Genomic DNA, 20,058 nt, shown 5'->3' on the forward strand with positions numbered 1-20,058 from the left:
GCCGAATCCTTCCTTACTTCGTTTTCGTGCCAATTCGTCTAATCTTGACGCGCATCGAGACTTCCACGTTCATCTCTTTATATTGGCTCTCCCACTTTTCTTTGGTTTTAATTTCCTTGTTCCAATAGCTTGGTTGCGTCGCACGTACAAATTCTCCAAAGCCGAAAATGTCGCTGCCATCTTCTTGTGTCTGCTGGATGAAATCTTTAAATCCCTCCGCGGCGTCTTTTTGAATCTTCTCTTCCAATTTGATCAAATTATTTTTCGTCACGAGTACCTTCTCATCCGATTTTTCCGTTAAATCCCCTTCGACTTGGCATCTAATCGTCGCAAACACTTTCCCATTTTTGATTGTTGTTGTTATTTTCGATTTCCGATGTGTGGTTTTGAAAATAACGTTTGTATGAGAATTCGGCATTTCCTGAAGGATGCTGTAACCGCCGGGGTTTAATTGCTTAATAGCCATATAGTGGCCTATTTGGAGAGCTGTTGAGGTGCCCACCATTTTATCATTTTTAAAATAAGCCATTCCAGCAAGTTCGATATTCGATTCCTTCTTAAGCTCCAAGTATGGCATCGTCCCTTCTTGACCTTTAGCCGAACTGGCACTGAAAAAAACACCTAAGAAAATGTTAGGCAGCTTGCCCATTTCTCTGGCATGCTCCAAGGTGGCAAGCAAATATAAGGACGGTACGCGTTCCAATTGCGGAGTAGCATTCATAATGTCTGCTGCGGCTCCTTTGGAAACAACCATCCACACTGTTCTCCGAACTTGAGGCTGACGGCGAAAGAAATCATTCTCATTCTGAATCCCTTTTTTGGCAACCGCTTCCGACAGAACAATGACCCTTAAATGGCCAAAGAACAACCGATCCGCGAGCTGCTGCTGCAAGTTCATTAAACCATCTTCAATCGTGTTTCCTACGCTGGTCAATACCCAAACTGGTTTTTGAGCAGCTGGCCCTCCTGTGTCGCCCCCTGTTCCGAGTGGAATGCGACCCGGTACCGCAATTTGAACGGTGATACGAATAAGTCCCTTTTTTGAGGTTCCCTGATTAAGAAGATGTGTCGCATTGCTGGTTTCTATCTCATCTCCCGGCTTTGCTTCATCGATGCCAATGGCTAATACCACCGCACGATCTTCGATTTCAAGGCGGTCCCAGCAGCCTGTAAGCAAAGGGGTCATCAACACGACAACAAGAATCTGTTTAATCAGATTTTGCCACAAGTTGATCACCCCGACTTTTTTTCTTACGAATCAATGCCACTACAAATAAGACAAGTGGATATACCACTGTGATGATTAATCCCCAGCGGCCAACAACTTGAATGATTTCATACATCTGCAGCAAATTTTGAGGAAACATAGCCATCACATAAATAAAAGGAACTAAAAAGAAGGTGAACATTTTGTGATCCTTGAGTCGCAAGAGCTGAGTGATAAAATAAATGGCTAAGTAATACGATGACAGCAAGGTTGTAAACACCGCCGTAACCCATACAGCAAGAAACGCCCCATCCAAACGCTCAAGTATGTTCGCAGGCAGTGAAGTTGTTTTGGCTAATTCCAAGGTTGGCCATACCAATTTTTTTATTTCCTCCGATCCAAAGACGCCAACCGTCGCAATGACAATAAGTACGTATAAAGCCCCTGAAATTCCCATCCCGACATAGCCGGCAATCATAGCCTTCTCCGGTCTGCGCATCGCAGGTATGACAATGGTCATGACGAAAGAGCCTTGAAATAAGGCTGCCATCGTGAGGATGCCGCCAGACATCCCGCTTGGTTCATTCCCCCATATCGGGAGCAAATTGACTAAATGCGCGTTCTTAAGCGATAACACAACAATTAATAATCCAGGAAATACAATGACCGGGAAATAAAAATGATGGAAATAGGTAAACGTGGTGATATCCGCGCGTGAGGAAACAGCGGCTAGCAGCAGCATGACGATCACTGTCACCTCAAGCGGAGTTTTCATCAAAACGGACGTTACGACGACTTCGCCGAATTCCCGGGCTGCCAGTGCAGTAATTAAAGCAAAGAAGGCAATGATTAGTATACTGAATACGCCAGCCGTCCATTTGCCGATTAAATCCTTGCTGTAATCAATAATCGTTTGATCAGGAAATCGCATTCCGAGCTTTGTTAGAAGCCAAAGACCAGCTATACCAAGCATTAAACCGAGAAAAGTAACTAATGGTGCCCCGGAATCAGCTGCTCGGACAGCAAAGAGTGAGAGAGCTAGCACCCCCACTCCAATAATCGTGCTAATCAGTATGATCGCGGCTTGAATCACTGTTATCTGGCGAGGATGCTCCATAGGTTACGTTCCTCCTATCTCCAACCTTCAATGGATCTAACGTATTATTTGGTGCTTTGCCACTCATTTCTTTCGTTAATTTGCTTAGACGAGTGTCATTAGGAGTATGTAAAAGCCCAGGTCTTTTGGGCATCGACCATAGTGGCAAACGTGCCAGCGTATCCTTCATCCCCTGGAAATTTCCAGGTACAATCGGGCTCAGGTAGGGAACGCCGAATGAACGCAAGGAGAGCATATGGTTCGCGATCAAAATTAATCCGATCATCACGCCATACAGACCGAAAATTCCTGACAAAATGACAAGCGGGAATCGTAACAATCTAAGCGCTAAAGCTGCATTATAGGCCGGTGTTGCAAAAGAACCGATCGTCGTTAAGGCAATGATAACAACCGTAATCGGTGAGATAAATCCTGCCGCTACTGCCGCTTGTCCAACAACAAGCACGCCAACGATAGAAAGGGCTCCGCCAACTTGTTGCGGTAACCGCAGCGTCGCTTCCCTCAGAACTTCCATGGAGATTTCCATGATTAACACTTCAATGACCGACGGGAATGGTACCCCTGCTCTTCCCCCTGCCACCGCAACGGCGAATTCCGTTGGAATAAGTTCCGGATTAAACGAGATTAGAGCTACATACAACGATGGAAAAATCAGTGAAAATACCAGCGCAACGAGGCGGGATAGGCGTATGAAACTGACCAAGAGATACCGTTCCGAGTAATCCTCCACTGTTTGGTAAAATTGACTGAAAACCGTTGGCAAAATAAGAGCAAACGGTGAACCGTCTACCAGCAGAATGACCCTGCCTTCCAGCAAATTGGCGACAGCCTTGTCTGGCCGTTCTGTATTTTGAATCTGAGGAAACGGCGAGACATGATTATCCTCGATAAATTGCTCCAAATAACCTGCATCTAAAACGCCATCAATATCAATAAGTGATAGACGTCTGAACACCTCTTCCACGAGTTCAGGGTTCACAATGCCATTAATATAACAAAGGGCTACTTTGGATTTCGTAACTCGCCCAATGCGTATGGTTTTTATTCGCAAATCCGGTGTCGGGAGCCGATAGCGGAGAAGTGCCAAGTTCGTCCCCAATATTTCGATAAAACCTTCCCGGGCTCCCCTGATCACCTGCTCTGTTTCCGGCTGCGAGATCGCACGCTTGTCAATTTGGCGGGTGCTGAAAACAAAACCATCCGCCAGACCGTCAACCAGGATGACGGTTTTCCCTTCTACAATGGCTTGGATGATCTCATCCAGCTCGGTTTCCGTTCTGCCTTCACATGAATACAAGGTATCGTTCAACAGATAATCTCTCATTGAACGGTTATCATCCCTCGGATATTCCTTCGAGGTCGTATGCATCAAGGGCTTTAATATATGATCGTTCAAATGTTGTTTGTCAATTAAATCAGCGAAATATAAAGCAGCTGCCGGATGCTCGTCACATATGCAAAAACGGCGCATGATAAAATCGTCATTGTCGCCAAGTATGCCCTGAACGAAGTCCAAGCTGTCATCGAGTTTATGGCTAATGGTAGCTTCAGCATATTTCTCCAAAGTCTGATGTGCGGGTGTTTCGACATGCGAATTCTTGGAAGTCTGTTGACTTTGGGAGCCTGGTCTTGTTCGACGCCTATACCATTGCCAAATCGTCATCCGAATACGCCCCCTGTACATCTCATTAGATGATTGCAGCTTTCTTCGCACCATTGATTTCCTTCCATGTATTTTTATCCAAAATCGGGATTCTATGCATGAAAAAAACTGCCCCCTCTAGTCTTACAAGACCGTAGGAAGCAGTTTTATAGGAATACTTGTTTATTTATAAGGGTCTATCGTTTGGATAGTTCCATCCGCGTTATACGTTAATTCCGTATATTTGACGCAGCGTTTATGGTTAACACCATCTGACAGGGAGCAATCATGATAAAATAAGTACCATTTATCCTCGAATTGAACAATGGAATGATGTGTTGTCCACCCGATTACCGGCGTAAGGATCGTACCTTTAAACACATACGGCCCTTGAGGATGTTCGCTCATAGCATAAACAAGACAATGTGTAGTCCCGGTTGAATAGGAAAGATAGTAATATCCATTGTATTTATGAACCCACGGACCTTCGAAATATCGTCTGTCCTCGTCGCCTGCTAGAATTGGATTGCCTTCTTCGTCCACAATCTTGATTTCTTGCGGCTCGTCCGTGAACGTGAGCATATCCTCACTTAAAACAGCCACCCTCGGCCCCAAGGCTGGTTCATTTTCTGCCGGCCCTTTAGCATCAGGAAGGAATGTTCCTGTCTGCCATTTCTCCAGCTGACCACCCCATAGTCCGCCAAAATAAATATAAGCTTTGTTATCCTCGTCGATGAACACGGCAGGATCAATACTGTAACTGCCTGGGATATAATTTTCCTGAGCCGTAAAAGGACCAGCAGGCGTTGAGCTTGTAGCGACGCCAAGTCTAAAAATGTCCTCTTTGTCCCGAGCCGGGAAAAAGAGATAATACGTATTGTTCTTATACGCTGCGTCTGGCGCCCATAATTGCTGCTTCGCCCAAGGAATATCTCTCAGGTGCAAAGCCTCGCCATGGTCGACACAAGGTGAATTAAAATCGTCCATGGAGAGAATATGATAATCTTCCATCGCATATTGGTCGCCATTATCATTAGAAGGTCCATCGTGGTCTAGGTCATGGGAAGGATAAATATAAATTTTGCCATCAAATACGTGGGCAGATGGATCAGCCGTGTAAATATGCGTAACTAAAGGTTCCTTAGGCTGTGCAGGCTTGTTCATGTCCATTTTCTCCTCGTTAAACTTAGTTTGTTTAATGTATAAACTTACATATTTTATTATAACCAAGTTCGCCTAACAATCAAGAGAATTATATGGCTGGGCATGAAAGGATTGAAAATGAGCTTATTAGGTGCGTTTTGTTGCTGCAATCAAAAGGAAAATGGGACGCCGGGTTTCATCTTTCATCTCCGGATACTTGTCCAATGCTTCTTGCGTTGGTTGAGGCTCGGAGAGCTTAGTTATGCTGAATCCAGCATCGATCAACGCATTCATATAGGTGGCAACCGTTCGATGATACTTCACGACGTCTGTTTCCAGAAATCTAGCCTGTCTTAGTCCCTCATCCTGATAATTGTCTACTGGCCAATGCAGGCGTTCGCCTTGGGGACCATAAAACCAATCTTGTTCAGCACGCGAAGTGAACATCGGATGCTCGACGGAGAGGATGAAGCTTCCCCCTTCTGTGAGGCAATGATGAACCCTATGACAAAGGTCGTCGAAATGTTCCACATAATGAATGGCAAGTGATGAAATCACCACATCAAATTGGCCTGCCGGAAAGTCGATGTCTTCAATCGCAAGTCGCTGATATGTGATGGCTTCATCCTCCGTTAGTTCTTGCGCACGCTCCAGCATTTTCTCTGAAAGATCCACGCCTACAACGAAGCGAGCTCCTTCCTCGCGTGCATATCGGCAATGCCAGCCATATCCGCAGCCAAGATCAAGCACGGCTTTGCCAGAAAGATCCGGCAGCAGCGCGCGAAGTGCAGGCCATTCTCCTGCCGCATCCAGTCCACCTGTCGAGCGTGCCATTTGGCTGTATTTTTCAAAAAAACTGTGATCGTCATATTTGTTTTGTTTCATAATTTTCTACTAGCTCCCGTCGGCTTCATATTTTTCGTTTACACTACTACTAGCCTAATATATAAAAACCAATCATATCAAGTATGATTGGTTTTCGGTTTACGCTTTATTTAGATTGAAATAAACTCGACATATACCCTAATCCTTTGAACTGCCCCATAGCAAGTGGCCCGAGAATCTCCGTATCTACGACGAACAACTTCTTGTTTTTAACCGCAGAAAGTGAACTACACACGGCATTATTATTCAGTTCCTCCAGCGTTATCTCACTGCTATGCGTGTAATCTTTGCCGATAAAAATGTACTCCGGATTTAATTCGCTAATGCCTTCGAGTGTAATATCACCCACATTTTTCAAACCCTCAAATGGTTTGAAACCCAGCTTCTCGTAATAAATCGACATTCTTGAGCCGCTCCAATAGGTAAATGATTTCTTCCATGGCATTATAAACAAGGCTGTTTTCCTTTTACGCCTGCTTGGTTCAACGTTTTCAGGCTGCATACTGCAAATCTTAATGGAATTGCTTAATCAGTCGTTTAGCTGTCCCGTTAGGGGTATTAATAACTTCGTACATGTTGACGACGACACCCGAGTCTACTTGCTCGTTTTTAAGTCCAGTGACAACAATTTTTTGCTTGCCGCTCGTCAGTTTGCCCGTACCGACCAGTGAGGACGTTTGAGTTCCTACGATGCGGCCAAGCGAATCCACCATATCGAACTCAATAGTGGAGAAGTTCGAGTCAATGATGACTTGATCCTCGTGCGTGATATCTAGATCAAGGTTAAGTTGATAAGAGTAAGAACCGCCGCTGTAAAGCCAACTGATTGACTCATCATTCACTTTCAATGAGAACGGATAGAGATCAATCGTGTCTCCCTCATCCTCTTTCTGCAGAGCAACCTGATACGTTCCGAGTGATACTTTGCCTTCGGACACTGATTTATCATCATAGATGTTCAGCGCAAAAGCTTCATCGTCCGCTGTTTTGCGATTCGGAAGCAGATAGGAATAACTAACCACATAAGAGCTGCCCGGCGTAAGCTGCGTGTTGACAGAGCTTTGGCGTGTGCCCGTGTACGAATTGCCGCTGCTATCCAGCAGCTCGTTTTGAAGCTCAGGCAAGGCAATCGTGTTAGAGCCGTTATTTGTAATCTTATATTTGGCGATGGCGGTTTTGTAGCCAAGATCATCATTTTCGTGAGCATGCAGCTCGACGAGCGAAACATCTACATTTTTATTCACAATGGAATTATCCGTTAAAGTCAGCTTATTGCCAATCGAGTAGCTTGCAGCTGTCGTAAATCCGTTTTTGGCTTCGCTCGCGCCTTTCAGCAGGAACACCGCCACTGGCATCTGCCCAGTCGTTCCGCCACTCGCAGAAGTAGTTCCCGAAACGGACGTCTCGTTCGTTCCAGCCGTAGTTGACGTTGTGTCCACACTGGCACTGTTTGTGCTAGTCGTGCTGTTCGTATTCCCCGCACTACCCGTGCTGCCTCCACTTCCTGCATTCGTCGTGCCCGACGTCTTCTCCCAGAGGACAAGCTGAGCCGCATTCGGATCAGTGCCGGACGGCAAAATTGCATTAAAGTAATAGGTCGTTGTTTCTTTCGGAGCTAAAAATGCCGAGCGAGCCGTATTATCCGCTGCGGACAATGCGGTGCCGGAATCTCCAACTTGGTAAGTCGCAATGAAAGATGGAATTGCAGCAGACGCTTCGCCGTCATTGCTTAACGTAACAACGGTTTGCACATGAACGCCGTCAGCTTGCGTCGAGTACTGGGACGAACTCGCTTGGACCGTCATCTGCTCTCCGTCTTGTTGTCCGCCGTACACTTGTTTCGTTTTTAGCGCTGTTGTTTGGAGAGATGCATTCAGGCTCATGTTCCCCAGCGTCACATCTTCAGTTTGATTCAAGTAATAAAATTCCAACGATGCACCAGACATCGCCATTTGTTTCGAGATAGGCGTTTTTAACGTTAGTGTATCCGATTCACTCGGAAGGAACGTTGTACTGGATCCGTTCGCATAGGTAGAAGCATATTTCAAGCCATTGGCATCTACTAATCTGAACTGAAGAGCAGCAGGCAGTTTAACGCTGCTGGAACCGAGATTTTTCGCGGATACTTGCGTATAGAGATACCATTTTCCATTCTCCGAAACGCGAACGCTCTGCCCTAATTGGAAAGCGAGTGAAGCATCATTGGCTAATGTGCTGTCGAGAGTATGAAGATTAATAATCTCTTCCGGCACGGTCACTTGGCCCTCTCCAAGCGCAGAACTTACAGGAAGTTGACCCAGATGTTTCATGAAATCAGCCTGCCCTGCATCCCAACGGAAGACGTCGATCTTCAGCTGATCTGCGGATTCGCCTTCCGCCAAATTGGCGTAGAAACGGAAGCTCGTATCCTGCCCGGGAAGAACGCTGGCGCTCTTCTTTTCACTCAATTTAGCTGTAAAACTATGCCCAGACGTATCGGTGACGCGCACGCCATATTGATTGAAGTCGATTGCATTTTGGTCCCCATTATGTAAGGAAACCGCGAATTGTAACGATGAGGACGAGAGCGCAGCCTGGCTGATTGTAAAGTAAGAAGCAGAAGTAATATAAACGGCTTCCCCTGCTGCTTGGGCCATACCTATGGGTAAAGAGGCAGCGGTTAGACTGCCAGTCAATAACAAGGCTAAGGTCGTATGTTTCAAAGAAAGTGTTGTCAATTTGCGAATCATGGTGTTTACCTCCCGTAGCTTAGAATAGTCAAGAAATTACTCAGCAGTTATGCATTAATCGTAACGAAGAGCATCGATTGGCTTTAGTTTGGACGCTTTATTGGCCGGGTACAATCCGAAAATGACACCGACTAATGCTGAGAATAAAAATGCGTATAGGCCTACGTTAATGGAAAGACTTGTTTCCTGACTGGGATTGATATAGGGCCAAGCGAGCGATAACGCTACCCCAACAACAAGGCCAATGAATCCGCCCATTCCGCTGATTAACGTAGCCTCCACCAGGAACTGCAAGAGAATATTCCGGCGTTTGGCTCCAATAGATTTACGAATCCCAATCTCCCGCGTTCGTTCGCTAACAGTCACAAGCATGATATTCATAATTCCGATACCGCCAACCAATAAAGATATCGCAGCTACAGCAACTAATTGATTCGTTAGCGTGCTAGACGCCGTTTGTTTGGCGCTGATCAATTCGGATGAGTTGAAAATGTTATAACCTGACGTACTCTTGAATTTGCTCGATAAGTATCTCTCAAGAACAGCCTGCACCTTGCTGACCTCGTCCCCGCTTGCTGCTTCTACATACGCGGAGCGAATGGATCCTAGTTTAAAATCTCTGCTCATTGTTGGCAGCGGCACAATAACCGCACTGTCAAGCGACGTTCCGCTCGTATTAGAACCTTTGCTTTTCAAAACACCGATAATCGTATACATATAGCCGTTGACATTGATCTCCTCATTCACAGGATCATCCTTGCCAAAAAATTTCGTCGCCACTTCGCTTCCTATGACCGCCACGTGATTGCGATAGTCCAAATCCGCTTCGGCTAGGAAACGCCCGCTGCCCATTTCTCCTTTTTGCATGCTCAGATAACGGTCGTTCGTTCCTATCACGTTGTACGTTTCCGTTGTGCGGTCATACTTGATATTCGTGCTGTTTCTGGTCATCGTCGGGGCAATCCCGCTAATTCCCGCTGTGCCTTCGAGCTCCATGATCTCCTCATACTTCAGTTGGGTTGCGCGGCCATTGCCAAGCAGATTCACCGTAAGCAGGTTCGTTCCTAGTCCCTCATATTGCTTCTCAATCGATTTGGAGGTTCCCTGTCCGATAGATACCAGCGTAATTACGGAGCTAACCCCAATAATAACGCCAAGCATGGTCAGAACCGTCCTTAGCGGATTGGAACGAACCGTGGCCATTGCCATTTGAAAAAGCTCCCAAGGTCTCATCTCGTCACCGCCTCTTCCACTTTCGGAACCGGCATCGGCTGATTGCGAACATCCTTGATGATTTCGCCGTCTCGAAGCGTGACAACACGTTTGGCATGATCGGCAATATGATTGTCATGGGTAATCAGTACAATCGTGTTGCCCTGCTGATTAAGCTCCTGAATTAACTCCAGCACTTCAATCCCTGTTTTGGAGTCCAAAGCTCCGGTCGGTTCGTCGGCCAATATTAACGATGGTGAAATGGCCAGCGCTCTGGCAATCGCCACCCTTTGCTGCTGTCCCCCTGAAAGCTCACTTGGCTTGTGATGTCCGCGCTGGCCCATGCCTAGCTTTTCGAGCATACGCTGAGCTTGCTCTCGGCGTTGTTTAGCAGGAATACCTGCATAAATCATCGGCAATTCCACATTTTCTATAGCGGATAGCCGGGGCAGCAGATTGAACTGTTGAAAAATAAAACCGATCTTCCGATTTCTGAGCTCGGCCAAGCCGTTGTCGGACATTTTCACCGTAGAAACGCCATCAAGCGAGTATGTGCCTGAAGTCGGTATATCCAGCAATCCGATCGTATTCATTAGCGTGGATTTCCCCGATCCGCTGGGGCCGATAATAGCAACGAAATCACTTTTGGCAATGTGCAGGGTAATTCCCTTGAGAATTTGCAATTCTTCTTCCCCGCGAGCGTAGCTTTTGGTGACTCCCGTTAATTCAATGATATTCATACGACTGGCTCCTTTCCTCGAAACTGCCCATTACTGGCGCGTTCCGCCTCCGCCTTGGAATCCGCCTCCACCTTCGCCTCTTTGGAAACCGGCAGGAGGACCTCCTTCTCCGCCAGGGAAACCGCCTTGCATGTTCATCTGTGTGTTCGTCGTGGTAGCTTTGCGCGTCGGCATCACAACTTCATCGCCTTCTGCCAAACCGCTCAAGATTTCAACCTGTGTTTTACTGCGTATGCCCGTTTTAATTTCATGCTGTTCTTCAACGGTGCCATCCGCTTTCTTCAAGGAGACGGTGGATTTGCCCTTCGTCGTTGTAATTGCCTGAATTGGGACTACGAGAATATCCTTTTTATCTTGAATGTAAATTTCAGCCGTTGCCGTCATCGCGTATTTGAGTACACTATCCGGATTAGGGATGGAAACAACGGCATCGTAGGTGGTTACTCCGTTGCTTGTCGTACCAACATTAGACACGGAGGTTACTTCACCTTCAAAAGATTTACCCGAAATCGCGTCCACTTTTACGACAGCTTTCTGACCGACCTTCACACTCGTTAAATCCAGCTCATCCACAGCAATGGCCAGCTGCATCGTGCTTAAACTCGCTACCGCACCAAGCGTAGTATTGGCCGTGATTTGTGCGCCTACCGGATAGTTGCGAAGCACATTGCTTTTGCTATTCGCAAAATCCGCCGAGAACACACCGTCGAATGGCGCTGTGATGGTCAACTGATTCACCTTCTGCTGCGCATCGTCGACTTTAATTTTCTGGCTGTCGATGGCCGCTTGCTTGCTGATGATGTTTTGCTGAAGATCATCGTTAAATAACGTTGCGATGAGATCCCCTTGCTTCACAGTGTCTCCGTCTTTAAATTTCAAGCTTTTAACCGTGCCGCTAGCTTCGGAAAAAATAGGCGTTGTGCGCACATAATCCAAAGCGACAAGCTCTGTTGATTCAATTTTGCTATCGCCGCTTCCGATAGTGCCTTTCACTTTCATGCCGGCAGAAAGTGTCCCGTCATTCGTGACCAGTATCTCTACGTCAACGATCTTATTGCCGTTCGTATCAGCTTTCATTTCATGAGATACGTTGGATACCGTCCCAATCTTGGACAATAAATATCCGTCTACCGTCAATTCGACGTTTTCCCCATTCTGCAGTTGAACAGCTTCTTGCAGAGGGAAAGCAAGTTTGACCTTAAACTGTGAAGTATCCGAAATCGTACCGATCTTCGTCGTTTTATTCACTTGACTGCCTACATCCAAATTGGAAGCCAAAGTCAGCTTTCCGCCCATTGATGCGGATATAGTCATATGGTTCTGCTCACCCTGCAGCTCAGCGAGTTCCTTTTCCAGCTGCTGCTGAGTGACTTGCGCTTCTTTCAGATTTGTTTCTGTGGAAGGAACAGACAACTCTACAAGTACGTCGCCCTTCTTTACCGCCTGATTCTGTGTCAAATTCATTGTTTTAATAATTGCGTCCACGGGTATTACGATATTTTGCTTATCTTTAGCATCCAGCTGAGAGGTTCCCGATATAGATGAAGATATGGCTCCTTTGGTTACCTTCATTGCCGATTGCTGCCCCGTAGCAGCTGCTACAGGCTTCGATTTGTTGTGTATGTAGTAGTAAGTTCCAGCACCACATAACATCGCAGCCACAACGACAATGATCCATTTTTTCTTCCGATTCAAGTTCATTGTTGATTTCCCCTCTCCCAAGTACCAAGACCACGATTGTCTTCGTCATATAGATCTCACATTTAGGAGTCTAAGGGGTTTGGCTGAAACCCTACTGAGCACAGGCTGAAAGAAAGTTGAAAGCTAACTTAACGTTTGCTGAAAATGGAAAAGATTGCTTTGAACAAATCACTAAAAATTTAAGTCAATTTGTTAGGATAGTGCCGATATACTAGCTATGAATCGTACACGAAAGGAAGGCATGGCGTGAGACTGTTTATTAAGCTGTTAAGCCTTTTTATTTACCACGAAGCGATGTCGTGTATATTCCCTGTGGGCATTTTCATAACGCTTGCTTTAAGCAAATTCATATCAATCCCTGGGTTACCCCGGTACGATTTTATTTTGGCAGGCTGTCTCCTCCTGCAAGTTTTTATGTATCTCAGCAAGTTGGAAACGAAGGATGAATTAAAAGTTATTTGTGTCTTTCATGTCATTGGTATTGCTCTAGAATTGTTTAAAGTACATATGGGATCATGGAGCTATCCAGAGCATGGGTTTAGCAAATTTTGGGGCGTTCCCCTCTACAGCGGCTTTATGTATGCAAGTGTAGCAAGTTTCATCTGTCAATCATGGCGTCGATTATCGCTTTCTTTGAATGCTTATCCGCCAAAATGGATCACGATTCCTTTCGGTGCTTGCATTTATCTCAATTTCTTTACGCATCATTTCATTTACGATGTGAGATACCTGCTCATTTTATTACTTTGCGTACTCTTCTATCGCGTAAAAATCACATTTCAGTTATCCCGCTTTGAGTTTGCAATGCCACTGCCATTATCTTTTTTGTGCATCGGTTTTTTCATTTGGATCGCAGAAAATATTGCTACTTATTTCGGTGCATGGCGGTATCCCAACCAAGATCACTTGTGGCATATCGTGCATCCTTCCAAAATTGTGGCTTGGTTTTTACTTGTGATTGTATCCTTTGTTATCGTTGCTGAACTAAAACGACTGAAAACAAAAAAAACGGTCAGTTAGGTAGCTTCTACCTTCTTGACCGTTTTTTTATATATTTTAAAGCTACCCGTATAAATAGGATTTCACATCTTTTCCAACGTAAGCTTTCCAGATAATGAAGTTGTACGGATTGTTCCAATCGATTTCATGATCCTCAAACATTTCATGAAGCCGATTGTTGTTAAAGATGATGGAGCCCTTCTGATCAAAAGCAACCCCATCAACCCACAACATCCGGTCGTCGGAAACGAATTTATGGAAGCTGCGATCCCTTGCGTCGAAAAAACCGATTCCTTTTCCCTCCAACATCGTGTAAAACAAATTACCCCGATTATCCGCATGCATCCCATCTGTCGTTGTCCCTTTGCTCCCAAGGACCTGCACAGAGCCATTTATTTGTTCGAGCGGTATTTGCTCGTTTCGCAATAGTTTCGTATGAACCGCGTACAAATTACGGCCAGTTAATTGACAATAGTAGAGTGTAGAACGATCCCCTGACAAAGCGATACCACCGACTCCGATACGCAGCGGTTTATCCTTGAATACGGGCTTATAATCAATTTGAAAATGAAAATCAGGGAAATCCTGGGTACTGAACTGCCGGTCGAGCACACGCCGGAACGATTTGGTTTTCATGTTATACACAATAATGCCGCCGCGTAACGGATGGTCCGGGTAGCCGCAGCCGGAATCAGTAATATAAACAAAACCATTTTTATTATCCACCACGAGGTCATTAAGGAAGGAGGTCCGATACGGTGCGATCTCATCCGGAATGACGATGGCGTCAACCAACGAATTGCTGTTTAAATCCCAAATCACAAGCTTCTGAGACCCGTCCGGCGAAGGCTCGAAGGCAATTTTTCCTTGATCCAGCAGCCACATGCGATTATATTCATCAATTTCGAAGCCGAGGACTGATTGAAGGGTAGTGATGTCCCCAACCTCATTCCATGCCCAACTTGGAAAAGCTTCAAGCAGCGGCTTATCTTCCTTGACCACGATGCGATTCATCGTTGCAGGAATATCGGGAGACCACCGCGGAACCGATACATAATACTGTCCTTGATGATCAACTTTCACACTGGCGGGGATCGCCTTTTTCCAAATTTGCTTTGTTTCAAATTCTTCCTTCATCACAGTCTGAGGAAAGTACCAATCCAAACGGCTCCAATGATATATTATTTTATACATGATATGAGCCTCCTGTGACTTGTAAGTAGTCATGCACCTACCATATTGGTATGCGCTCAGGAATAAGGCGTGTGGGCTGAAGCATGAGGCCAATATTAGTGAGGTCTTGTGTTCACTTCAAAAATCCAGACAGTTCCCCTTTTATCGATGCCAAAATCGTAGCCTAACATCCCAATTCCGGGAAATTTGGCCTCTAGTAACATGGTAGAAGTCCGGGAAACACCAACCATAGTGTCGATTTTGGATTTGACAAGCGCAGCAGGGAACGTTCGGCGCACGGCATGCTTGCCTTTCAGCTGCGTACCGCCTTGACACAGGTTCGTGACGAAAAGGCCTGGACGCGCTAACCGGCCTACAACCGCCCGAATCTCCCAGGTGCGTCCGACTTTGGCCAGCTTCACACGGTAATCCACAGGCCTGCCATCGATGGTAGTCAAATGTATGCCCTGTTGGAGCATCAACGGGCGGTTCTGGCGTATGCGGTTAATGGCTTGCAGCAGTTCATTCCAGTTATATACTCTTTTCGTACCCGCGTTGTGAAGCATGAAGCCGCTGCCTGCCCGTTGGATTTTCATCACACGGCTTCCACCGGTTCCTACGATTGGTTTGGCTACGACAAATTCAAATTGACGAAGCATTGACGCAAGGTTCTCTGCGCTGTAGCGACGCATAGCTGGAATATGCTTGGCGACACCGGAATGCTGCAGCAGAACAGCGAACTTCGACCATTTACTAGCAACTCGACGCATGAAAGACTCCTCCTCTGTACATGCCATCCTTTATGCTAAAGTATGCGTGGTTCGTCCGAAGCGCAAGGGACAATCTGGAACTAATTTCTGTACCTTTTGCAGACTTATAGCGGCAGCCGATTACGAGTCTGTAGTTCCCCGGAAAGCGCTGGAACAGCCCTGAGGGCACAAATAGTGCCCTCAGGTTCCTCTATGCGCCGCCGCATGCTGCCTGGCATGGTGGCGGCAAAGCCGGGCCGAGGCTGTGACTCGGCCGTGGGGAACTACAGGGCGCTATTTCCGCGAAATAGGCCCTTTTTGAACTGAAGGGGAACTGGGGGCCCTTACTGTAGTTCCCCAAAAAAAGAAGCAGGCAGGGATACCCCGGCATCTGCTTCTTTCAGCTTTATTGTTCGTAACCCAATCTCAGCGGAATGCCGGACGGATCTTTTACCATAAAGATATTAGCGATCTCACTCACTTGCACATTCGCCAGCTTCAAGCGCTCGACGGCTTCATTACGGGTCTGTTCGTCAGGAAACACTAAGGTGTAATAATCCAGCCCTGTGCCGTTGGCAGGCCGTAATGGCGCCTCCTCACCGGCCCAAACATTCAAACCGATGTGATGGTGATAGCCATCTGCGGAGATAAACAAGGCTTTCATCGCCATTCGGGCATCTGCCGCCACATCGAAACCCAGAATATCGCAGTAGAATTCCTTGGACTTCTGCAGATTTTTAACATGGAAATGAATATGTCCCATCACCGTACCGACGGGTAAACTGCTCCATACCGCACCTTCCGCCTCATGCAGCAAGCCATCCCAATCAATCGGATCTGCTGCCATGATATAGTTTCCTTCGGCGTCGCGGCGCCATGTGCTTCTTGGCCGATCACAATAAATCTCAATTCCGTTATGATCCGGATCGGTGATATACAAGGCTTCGCTTACCAAATGATCCGCTTGACCAATATGGATGCCGGATTGAATCAAATTTTTTAAACTCAAACCAAGATCTTTCCGTGTCGGCAGCAAAATGGCAAAATGATAAAGCCCGGCTGCAGATCTGCGTGCAGTAATCTGTGCATCAGGCATTTCTTCCAGTAATACAAAGGGTTCAATGCCGTCAATCGTCAATTCAGCGGATGTGGACGTTGTCTTGCCTAGTCGAAAGCCTACCGTTTCTCGATAAAAGCGTATGGAACGTTCTAAATCGGAGACAAACAATTTGATGATGCCAAGCTTCATATCCTTAGGCAGAGTCGCTGACATGGAAATCCCCCTTTAAATACTTACTATTTGTAACTAAGTTTAGTAAAGTTATTTAATTACGTCAAGGTGAGGATTTCGGCTAAATCTCACATATTAATTTTTTACAAAAATTATTTATCAAATTACATTTTTAATAAAAATTCATGAGCGTATAATTTTTCACAAGAGGTCTCTGTATAAAATTTCCAACAGCGTCTTCTCCCGATCACATTTGTGCTAAGTGTAAACCGCAAATCCAGAACGCTAGGCAGCAGTGGCGGATACATTCTCTAGGAGGTGGCCCGTTTGTAGCAATTAATCTATTTTGAAAGCGTTTACCTTCCGTATTCCAAGTAACAGATGCCAACAAGAATAGTAAATTGTCAGCTAAAAAGGAGGTTATTTTATGGGGAAAATAAATAAATCTAAATGGGTATTGATTTGCTTTTCGATCGTATTTGGCTTGATTGTATCGATGCCGGGACTGGCTTATGCTGCTCCGATTCACGCTGGCCCACAATTTGTGGATGGCTATTATGCAGATCCTGATGTACAGATATATAATGGCACATATTGGGTGTATCCGACACGTTCGACTCAAGTTGGTGAATCCAACACTGGCGCAAAATCTGTGGACATTTTTTCTTCAACGGACATGGTTAATTGGACCAAATACTCAAATGTCATCAGTTCGGCCAATATCTCATGGTTGCAACATTCATTGTGGGCACCAAGCGGGGCTTATCGTGATGGCAAATATTATATCTATTTTGCTGCTAACGCAATCAATGGCGATGGACAATTAGGCGGAATTGGCGTTGCAGTCGCTGATCATCCAGAAGGTCCATATACTGATGCGATTGGGGCACCGCTTATCAATGTTGTAAGAAATGGTGCAGGGCCAATGGATCAAGATGTATTTATCGATGATGACGGTCAGGCATATATGTATTATGGCAGCTGGGGCGAGTGCAATGTTGTAAAGCTAAACGCTGACATGAAGTCTCTGGGAACATGGCCCGACGGAACCGTCTATAAGAAAGTTACGCCGGCTAAAACGGGCGATAATGACTACTTTGAAGCGCCTAAAGTGTTCAAGCGAAACGGCATTTACTATATGAATTATGCTGCAGGTGTATGGGCTGATTCATCTTATAAGGTTATGTATGCAACGTCCAGCTCTGTAACAGGACCGTTTGTACCACAAGGTATTATGCTGCATACGGATACGACGACTGCAGATGGCCCTGGCCATAATGGTATTGTTCAATCCCCTACAACTAATGATTGGTACATTTTTTACCATAAACGTTATCTGAATAATTCCCAACGCGTACTGGCGTATGATAAATTTGAATTTAATCCTGATAATACGATTAAGCCAGTCGAAATGGCCGAAGAAGATAACTTTGATGACGGTAATGATACTGGATGGACAACATATGGCGGTGCATGGTCCGTAGCTGGCGGTCAGTATAGTGTAGCATCAAATCCGGGTGCCAAGGCTCTTTTGGATACCAGTTTCTCAGATTTGATCTATGAAGCTGATGTTACACCGGGGTCAACTGGCAATGCAGGTCTGGTATTTAGGGTATCCAATCCCGGAACGGGTGCGGATGCTTACCAAGGCTACTATGCGGGACTCGATGTTCCCAATCAGCAAGTGTTGATTGGCAAGGCCAATAATAACTGGACCCCGCTTGCCACGGCTCCGATGAGCTTAACCGCTAATACAAAGTATCATGTTAAAATAGTCGCACAAGACGACTCCCTTAAGGTTTATGTTGGGGATATGACGACACCAAAGGTTAGTGTGACGGATTCGACTTATAAGGGAGGAAGTGTAGGCGTTCGAACCTATGATTCAGCAGCCAAATTTGATAATATCTCCGTTCTAAGCAGCCGATACGAAACAGAAAATTTAATTGTAAGCGCTACCTCAGGCGATAAACACACCATGTTTGGAAATGGAACTGGTCGTGACCTCAGTTTGAGCGGTGGATTTGGAACTGCATTGGAGGCCAATGCCGTCAATGACTATGTGACCTACACGGTGAATGTGCCCGAGGCACGCAGCTATAGTGTAAGGGTCGGTGTGAAAAAGGGACCTAACAGAGGGCAGTTCCAATTGTCGGTAAACGGTGTAAATCATGGTGTGGTTCAGGATTTATATTCAACTGCATTTAACTATGTGGAACTGAATGTCGCCAACATCACCTTCAGCTCGGCAGGCGACAAATCCTTCAAGTTTAACGTTGCAGGTAAAAATGGTTCAAGTTCAGACTACGATCTGTCACTTGATTACATTAAACTAGTACCAAACTGATGCTAATATGTAACACCTAGGCCCCTTGTCTAGGTGTTTTTTCTATTTCGCATCGTGAAAAATAATCCCCAAACTGTATCTTGTACCTGTAGTTACAGTACTTACACCATGTCTAAGTGTCGTTCTATAATAACCACGGGTTCCTACTACGGGACGATGGTTGGTCGGAAAAATAAGACCTTCCCCTTGATTCAAGGTTATGACGTGCCCACGGCTTTGCGCCCGCGGCCGCTGCTCCACCAATAGGAATTCACCACCTGTGAAATCCACTTCTTTTTGATTGAGAGCGAATACGACCTGAAATGGGAAGAATACTTTCCCATACAAATCCTGATGCAAGCAATTATACCCTCCTGCTTCATATTTCAGGATCAGTGGGGTTGGACGATTCTGTCCCTCTCGATGACATTGGTCAAGGAATTCTTCCAGTGTTGCCGGGTATGAAGCATCGAGACCTAATTGTTTCAGCCAGCGATTCGCAGTTATAGCAAGCTCCGTATACAATCCTTCACGCAGCTTCTTTAACAATGATGGGAGTGGAGCCTTGTAATATTTGTATTCTCCAACCCCAAACCGATATCGAGACATGTCGATAGTCGTTCGGAAGAGACCTTCTTCTTCGTAAGTATTGATGAGCTCTTGACATTCGTTTTTCTTTAACAAACTGGGTAGTTTAGCATAACCATTTTCGTCCAGCATATGCTGAATTCTATTCCAATCCAGATTCTCTACGCTTAACAAGAGGCTTTCAGGCATATTGTAAGTCTCCCCCTTATGATAATGGTGTCCACAAACAGTATAGCCCCAAAATAAGCTCTTGTACGTATTCTCGAATATGACAGCAAGATAACAAAATTCATTCAATGACATTTTATATTACGAATATACATCGTTACTCTGACGGCTCCCGCGGCTTCGAAAGTTCCATACACTCAAAACAAACGAGGCTTTTGTCCTCCAAAACAACACCGTCCAAAAAACCTTCCCGGCAATAAATCGGTTTATTGCACTTTTCACATGTACCAACAAGTTCATGCATACTGCGCCCTCCCCCGATAAAACTAGCCACACACAACCGAAAAATAATGTTCAAAAAAGCACGCTCGGTCAACCGCTGAAGCTATTACGTGTCTCCCTTCCTCGCTCTCATAAAAACTCATCATCCCGAGCTTCTGTTCATGCT

Annotated in this window: 16 protein-coding genes; 2 read left to right on the forward strand and 14 right to left on the reverse strand. The window is 45.7% G+C overall.

Annotated elements, in window-relative coordinates:
- Positions 1-13: 13 nt before the first annotated feature.
- The 10 genes from AC3WTJ_RS06610 to AC3WTJ_RS06655 all read right to left on the reverse strand — a co-directional run bounded on the left by AC3WTJ_RS06610 (position 14) and on the right by AC3WTJ_RS06655 (position 12,376).
- Entirely contained in the window at positions 14-1,228 is a 1,215-nt protein-coding gene (locus tag AC3WTJ_RS06610; RefSeq protein ID WP_492521165.1) for a Ger(x)C family spore germination protein, read from the reverse strand.
- On the reverse strand, positions 1,209-2,324 hold the full coding sequence (locus AC3WTJ_RS06615) for a GerAB/ArcD/ProY family transporter (protein WP_492521166.1): 1,116 nt from the start codon (positions 2,322-2,324) through the stop codon (positions 1,209-1,211). Before AC3WTJ_RS06615 ends, AC3WTJ_RS06610 begins: the two co-directional genes overlap by 20 nt.
- The gene (locus tag AC3WTJ_RS06620; RefSeq protein ID WP_492521167.1) at positions 2,272-3,987 is read right to left on the reverse strand and encodes a spore germination protein; all 1,716 of its coding nucleotides are present in this window, start codon (positions 3,985-3,987) and stop codon (positions 2,272-2,274) included. The genes AC3WTJ_RS06615 and AC3WTJ_RS06620 overlap by 53 nt, the downstream gene beginning before the upstream one ends.
- Positions 3,988-4,149: 162 nt before the next feature.
- Entirely contained in the window at positions 4,150-5,130 is a 981-nt protein-coding gene (locus tag AC3WTJ_RS06625) for a glycoside hydrolase family 43 protein (RefSeq protein ID WP_157326530.1), read from the reverse strand.
- Positions 5,131-5,256: 126 nt separating this feature from the next.
- Positions 5,257-5,994 (reverse strand): class I SAM-dependent methyltransferase, encoded by a 738-nt coding sequence (locus tag AC3WTJ_RS06630; protein ID WP_492521168.1) that lies wholly within the window; start codon positions 5,992-5,994, stop codon positions 5,257-5,259.
- 106 nt (positions 5,995-6,100) lie between these two features.
- Positions 6,101-6,397, reverse strand: coding sequence for a hypothetical protein (locus AC3WTJ_RS06635; protein ID WP_492521169.1), 297 nt, complete (start codon positions 6,395-6,397; stop codon positions 6,101-6,103).
- A gap of 109 nt (positions 6,398-6,506) precedes the next feature.
- Positions 6,507-8,723: a hypothetical protein gene (locus tag AC3WTJ_RS06640; protein WP_492521170.1), complete on the reverse strand. Its 2,217-nt coding sequence runs from the start codon at positions 8,721-8,723 to the stop codon at positions 6,507-6,509.
- Positions 8,724-8,777: 54 nt separating this feature from the next.
- Positions 8,778-9,932: an ABC transporter permease gene (locus AC3WTJ_RS06645; RefSeq protein WP_492521171.1), complete on the reverse strand. Its 1,155-nt coding sequence runs from the start codon at positions 9,930-9,932 to the stop codon at positions 8,778-8,780.
- 20 nt (positions 9,933-9,952) lie between these two features.
- Positions 9,953-10,675: an ABC transporter ATP-binding protein gene (locus tag AC3WTJ_RS06650; RefSeq protein WP_492521172.1), complete on the reverse strand. Its 723-nt coding sequence runs from the start codon at positions 10,673-10,675 to the stop codon at positions 9,953-9,955.
- Positions 10,676-10,705: 30 nt separating this feature from the next.
- Entirely contained in the window at positions 10,706-12,376 is a 1,671-nt protein-coding gene (locus AC3WTJ_RS06655) for an efflux RND transporter periplasmic adaptor subunit (RefSeq protein ID WP_492521173.1), read from the reverse strand.
- Between the two features lie 246 nt (positions 12,377-12,622).
- Here AC3WTJ_RS06655 and AC3WTJ_RS06660 point away from each other — a divergent pair, with 246 nt between their 5' ends.
- Positions 12,623-13,396 carry a DUF817 domain-containing protein gene (locus AC3WTJ_RS06660; RefSeq protein WP_492521174.1) on the forward strand — a complete coding sequence of 258 codons (774 nt, stop codon included), beginning with the start codon at positions 12,623-12,625 and terminating at the stop codon, positions 13,394-13,396.
- A gap of 42 nt (positions 13,397-13,438) precedes the next feature.
- Here the strand turns inward: AC3WTJ_RS06660 and AC3WTJ_RS06665 are convergent, their stop codons facing one another.
- The 3 genes from AC3WTJ_RS06665 to AC3WTJ_RS06675 form a co-directional block, all read right to left on the reverse strand.
- Positions 13,439-14,569, reverse strand: a complete 1,131-nt coding sequence (locus tag AC3WTJ_RS06665; RefSeq protein ID WP_492521175.1) for an L-dopachrome tautomerase-related protein — start codon at positions 14,567-14,569, stop codon at positions 13,439-13,441.
- Between the two features lie 95 nt (positions 14,570-14,664).
- Positions 14,665-15,318 (reverse strand): YheC/YheD family protein, encoded by a 654-nt coding sequence (locus tag AC3WTJ_RS06670; protein ID WP_492521176.1) that lies wholly within the window; start codon positions 15,316-15,318, stop codon positions 14,665-14,667.
- 385 nt (positions 15,319-15,703) lie between these two features.
- The gene (locus AC3WTJ_RS06675; RefSeq protein WP_492521177.1) at positions 15,704-16,570 is read right to left on the reverse strand and encodes a VOC family protein; all 867 of its coding nucleotides are present in this window, start codon (positions 16,568-16,570) and stop codon (positions 15,704-15,706) included.
- Positions 16,571-16,955: 385 nt separating this feature from the next.
- Here AC3WTJ_RS06675 and AC3WTJ_RS06680 point away from each other — a divergent pair, with 385 nt between their 5' ends.
- On the forward strand, positions 16,956-18,875 hold the full coding sequence (locus AC3WTJ_RS06680) for a family 43 glycosylhydrolase (protein WP_492521178.1): 1,920 nt from the start codon (positions 16,956-16,958) through the stop codon (positions 18,873-18,875).
- A 42-nt stretch (positions 18,876-18,917) separates the two neighbouring features.
- Here AC3WTJ_RS06680 and AC3WTJ_RS06685 read toward each other — a convergent pair whose 3' ends face one another.
- The gene (locus AC3WTJ_RS06685; protein WP_492521179.1) at positions 18,918-19,631 is read right to left on the reverse strand and encodes a 2OG-Fe(II) oxygenase; all 714 of its coding nucleotides are present in this window, start codon (positions 19,629-19,631) and stop codon (positions 18,918-18,920) included.
- Positions 19,632-20,058 lie beyond the last annotated feature (427 nt).

The organism is Paenibacillus sp. FW101-FHT12H11 (assembly GCF_058790355.1).

Coding starts and splice junctions, on each gene's coding strand:
- AC3WTJ_RS06680 (WP_492521178.1), top strand. CDS start 16,956: ATGGGGAAAATAAATAAATCTAAATGGGTATTGATTTGCTTTTCGATC.
- AC3WTJ_RS06620 (WP_492521167.1), bottom strand. CDS start 3,987: ATGACGATTTGGCAATGGTATAGGCGTCGAACAAGACCAGGCTCCCAA.
- AC3WTJ_RS06685 (WP_492521179.1), bottom strand. CDS start 19,631: ATGCCTGAAAGCCTCTTGTTAAGCGTAGAGAATCTGGATTGGAATAGA.
- AC3WTJ_RS06630 (WP_492521168.1), bottom strand. CDS start 5,994: ATGAAACAAAACAAATATGACGATCACAGTTTTTTTGAAAAATACAGC.
- AC3WTJ_RS06625 (WP_157326530.1), bottom strand. CDS start 5,130: ATGAACAAGCCTGCACAGCCTAAGGAACCTTTAGTTACGCATATTTAC.
- AC3WTJ_RS06635 (WP_492521169.1), bottom strand. CDS start 6,397: ATGTCGATTTATTACGAGAAGCTGGGTTTCAAACCATTTGAGGGTTTG.
- AC3WTJ_RS06615 (WP_492521166.1), bottom strand. CDS start 2,324: ATGGAGCATCCTCGCCAGATAACAGTGATTCAAGCCGCGATCATACTG.
- AC3WTJ_RS06655 (WP_492521173.1), bottom strand. CDS start 12,376: ATGAACTTGAATCGGAAGAAAAAATGGATCATTGTCGTTGTGGCTGCG.
- AC3WTJ_RS06665 (WP_492521175.1), bottom strand. CDS start 14,569: ATGTATAAAATAATATATCATTGGAGCCGTTTGGATTGGTACTTTCCT.
- AC3WTJ_RS06670 (WP_492521176.1), bottom strand. CDS start 15,318: ATGCGTCGAGTTGCTAGTAAATGGTCGAAGTTCGCTGTTCTGCTGCAG.
- AC3WTJ_RS06640 (WP_492521170.1), bottom strand. CDS start 8,723: ATGATTCGCAAATTGACAACACTTTCTTTGAAACATACGACCTTAGCC.
- AC3WTJ_RS06650 (WP_492521172.1), bottom strand. CDS start 10,675: ATGAATATCATTGAATTAACGGGAGTCACCAAAAGCTACGCTCGCGGG.
- AC3WTJ_RS06675 (WP_492521177.1), bottom strand. CDS start 16,570: ATGTCAGCGACTCTGCCTAAGGATATGAAGCTTGGCATCATCAAATTG.
- AC3WTJ_RS06645 (WP_492521171.1), bottom strand. CDS start 9,932: ATGGCAATGGCCACGGTTCGTTCCAATCCGCTAAGGACGGTTCTGACC.